The sequence below is a fragment of the Flavobacterium sp. genome (assembly GCF_046155325.1).
Lineage (GTDB): Bacteria > Bacteroidota > Bacteroidia > Flavobacteriales > Flavobacteriaceae > Flavobacterium.
In genome coordinates this window covers 1-3,594 of record NZ_JBJXDQ010000168.1, presented here as the reverse complement: position 1 = coordinate 3,594, position 3,594 = coordinate 1, and the positions used below count along the sequence as shown (strand labels likewise).

The 3,594-nt window shown below is 36.7% G+C and carries 4 protein-coding genes and 1 pseudogene; all 5 read left to right on the top strand.

Annotated elements, in window-relative coordinates; genetic code table 11:
• Nucleotides 1-272 (top strand): annotated as a pseudogene (locus ACKVOD_RS11745) (8-amino-7-oxononanoate synthase); the annotation flags it as partial.
• Nucleotides 273-314: 42 nt separating this feature from the next.
• Nucleotides 315-716 (top strand): GxxExxY protein, encoded by a 402-nt coding sequence (locus ACKVOD_RS11740; RefSeq protein ID WP_409209657.1) that lies wholly within the window; start codon nt 315-317, stop codon nt 714-716.
• A gap of 35 nt (nt 717-751) precedes the next feature.
• Nucleotides 752-1,408 carry a dethiobiotin synthase gene (gene bioD / locus ACKVOD_RS11735; protein WP_409209656.1) on the top strand — a complete coding sequence of 219 codons (657 nt, stop codon included), beginning with the start codon at nt 752-754 and terminating at the stop codon, nt 1,406-1,408.
• Between the two features lie 61 nt (nt 1,409-1,469).
• A complete protein-coding gene (gene bioA / locus ACKVOD_RS11730) occupies nt 1,470-2,741 on the top strand; it encodes an adenosylmethionine--8-amino-7-oxononanoate transaminase (protein WP_409209655.1) in 1,272 nt (423 codons plus the stop codon).
• 118 nt (nt 2,742-2,859) lie between these two features.
• Nucleotides 2,860-3,594: beta-ketoacyl synthase N-terminal-like domain-containing protein (locus tag ACKVOD_RS11725; protein ID WP_409209654.1), on the top strand; the 735-nt coding region annotated here is incomplete at its 3' end.

Below are 3,594 nucleotides of genomic sequence, written 5' to 3'. Positions count from 1 at the left end.
ACATCATTCATTTCAATCAAGAAAAGACTCTTTTGGGATTGAAACCGATGTTTGTAAGAAGTAAATCTGCCATTCAAAGTGCTATAATTCCAGGAAACCAAAATGTAAAATTCATAGCCAATCAAATTCAAGAAAAAGGGTTTGATGTTAAGGCTATTTTATCGCCCACAGTTCCCGAAGGTCAGGAACGTTTGCGGTTTTGTTTGCACAGTTTTAATACCAAAGAAGAAATCTCGGAAGTTTTGGGTTTGTTGAGTACTTTTGTATATTAGCCCACAGATTAAACGGATTTTACAGAGTAACACGGATTAATTATGTCAAACTTACTTCATAAAGGAATTACGGATTCAATTTTAAAGACTTATTATGATGTTTATAATCAGTTGGGCTATGGTTTTCTGGAGAAAGTGTATCAAAATGCAATGTACTTAGAGTTAAAATCTTTAGGCTATAAAGTGGAAGCACAGAAACCAATTAAAGTCTATTTCAAAAATCAATTAGTTGGCGATTATTATGCAGATTTATTGATTGAAGACAAAGTAATTGTTGAACTAAAGGCTTGTGAACTCCTTATGAATGTTCACTCTGCTCAATTAATGAATTATCTTAAAGCTACTGAAATTGAAGTTGGCTTGTTACTCAATTTTGGAGAAGACGCAGAATTCAAACGTATTATATATACAAACGACAGAAAACAAAACAAAAAAAATCCGTGATAATCTGTTAGATCAGTATTATCCGTGGGCTAACTATGAAGCTATTTATAACAGGAATATCAACAGATGTAGGCAAAACCATTGCCTCAGCCATAATTGTCGAAGCGCTCCAAGCTGATTATTGGAAACCCATTCAAGCGGGCGATTTGGATAACTCTGACAGCCATAAAATCAAAAGCTATATTTCAAATGATGGTCATCCTGAGCGCAGCCGAAAGACAGTTATTCATGAAAACAGCTATAAACTCAACACGCCAGCAAGCCCTCATTTTGCTGCTCAAGTGGATGGAATTGCAATTGATTTAAAAAATATATCCGAACCCAATCCTGATGGTTATCATGACAAAAATCATCTCGTTATTGAAGGAGCTGGTGGCGTTTTTGTTCCATTAAACGATACCGATTGTGTCATCGATTTAATAAGACCTGATTATAAAGTAATTGTGATTTCAAGGCATTATTTGGGAAGTATAAATCATACTTTGCTAACCATCGAAGCCCTAAAAAACAGAAAAATAAATATCGCTGGAATCATTTTTAGCGGAGACGAAAATAAAGCTACTGAATCCATAATTCTAAATAAAACGGGAATAAAGTGCATCGGAAGAATAGAGCAAGAACCCTATTTTGACCAAAATGTAATCCTTGAATACGCTAATTTGTTTCGAGAAAATTTGTTGAAAATTCAATAGCAATGACAAAAATCAATTTCAATCTAGAATCAGAAATCGTTAATCTTCAATCTGAAATCAAATGAACCTTTCTGAAAGAGACCAAAAACACCTTTGGCATCCCTACACCCAACACAAAACTTCAAAACCCTCAATTGCTATTGTAAAAGGGGAAGGCGCTTTGCTTTGGGATGAAAACGGCAAAGAATATATTGATGCCATCGCTTCATGGTGGGTCAATCCCTATGGGCATTCCAACAAATTTATTGCCGATGCGATTTATAAGCAATTGACAACCTTGGAACACGTTCTTTTTGGAGGATTTACACACGAGCCGGCTGTTTTGCTTTCGGAAAAATTGTTGGAAATTTTACCCAAAAACCAACAAAAACTATTCTTCTCCGATAATGGTTCAACAGCGGTTGAAATAGCTATAAAAGTGGCTTTGCAATATTTTTTCAATAAAGGTAAAAAGAGAACCACGATTATTGCTTTCGAAAATGCTTTTCACGGCGACACTTTTGCGGCAATGGCAGCCAGTGGAATTTCCTTTTTTACCGAAGCTTTTCAAGGAATGTTGATTGATATCGTTCGGATTCCAGTTCCAACAAAGGGCAACGAACAAGCGAGTTTTAACGCTTTGGCGGAAGCCGTAAAAAGCAATAATTGTGCTGGATTTATTTTTGAACCATTGCTGCAAGGCGCAGCAGGAATGGTCATGTACGAATCGGAATCACTCGATAAACTAATCCAAATTTGCAAAGAAAATAAAGTACTCACGATTGCTGATGAGGTCATGACGGGTTTTGGAAAAACAGGGAAAAATTTTGCTTGTGATTATCTAAATGAAAAACCGGATATGATGTGTTTGTCGAAGGCTTTGACTGGTGGGACAATCCCAATGGCGATTACGACTTTTACTCAAGACATTTTTGATGCTTTTTATGATGAAGATATCAACAAAGCCTTGTTTCATGGACATACTTTTACGGCGAATCCAACAGGTTGTGCTGCGGCTTTGGCGAGTTTATCTTTGTTGCAAACTCAGGAAATGCAAGACAATATTGCTCGAGTAAATGCAAGCCATTTAGACTTTCAAAAAGACATTCAATCTCATCCAAAAGTCTTCACAACACGTGTGCTGGGTGTGATTTTTGCCCTAGAAATAATAACCGAAAGCTCCGAAAGTTATTATGGAACCATGCGCAATAAACTGTATGATTTCTTTATAGAAAACGGGGTGATTTTGCGACCTGTTGGGAATATTGTTTACATTTTGCCGCCTTACATTATCACAGACGAACAATTGCAAAAAGTGTATCAAGTAGTCGAAAAAGCTTTGGAAATAGTTTAAATTTGCAGAAAACCAAAACAACACGAATTTCACAAATTTTCACAAATTATTTTTTTGTATTGAAAAGTACACGAATTAATGTTTTTTGATTTGTGAAATTGGTGTAAAAATAATAGCCTTGTCTAAAATCATCTCCATCACCGCAATAGCTTCTGTTTCTCCATTGGGGAATAACCCAAAAACAATTTGGGAGAACTACAAAAACAAGAATCATTGTTTTACATCCCATTTTTTAGACCATAAAAACACTTGGGTTGCTAAATTAGATGATGATTCAAATAATTTAATTGAAGCTTTAAAGCAATCCGATAGTAAGTACAAATCATTAGACAAAACGGTTTTATATGCCATGGCGGCTTCACGCAAAGCCATACAAAATGCGGGTTGGACTTCAAACGACGTTTTCGGAATCAACATTGGTTCTTCTCGAGGGGCTACTGATTTGTTCGAAAAACACCATCAAGAATACTTAGCAACAGGCAAAGCCCAAACTTTGGCTTCACCTACGACCACTTTAGGAAATATTTCCTCTTGGGTGGCTCACGATTTGCAAAGTTCAGGTCCCGAAATTTCACATTCTATTACCTGTTCGACTGCTTTGCACGCTTTGCTAAACGGTGTGGCTTGGCTTCGATCGGGAATGGCAGATAAATTCCTAGTGGGTGGCAGCGAAGCACCATTGACCGATTTTACCGTTGCCCAAATGCGAGCCTTAAAAATTTATTCGAATAGTGAAGACGATTATCCTTGTCGTGCTTTAGATTTTGAAAAAACACAAAACACCTTGATTCTTGGCGAAGGTGCTGCTGTATGTTGTTTAGAACTTGGTCGAAAGGAAAACGCCTTGGCTTTT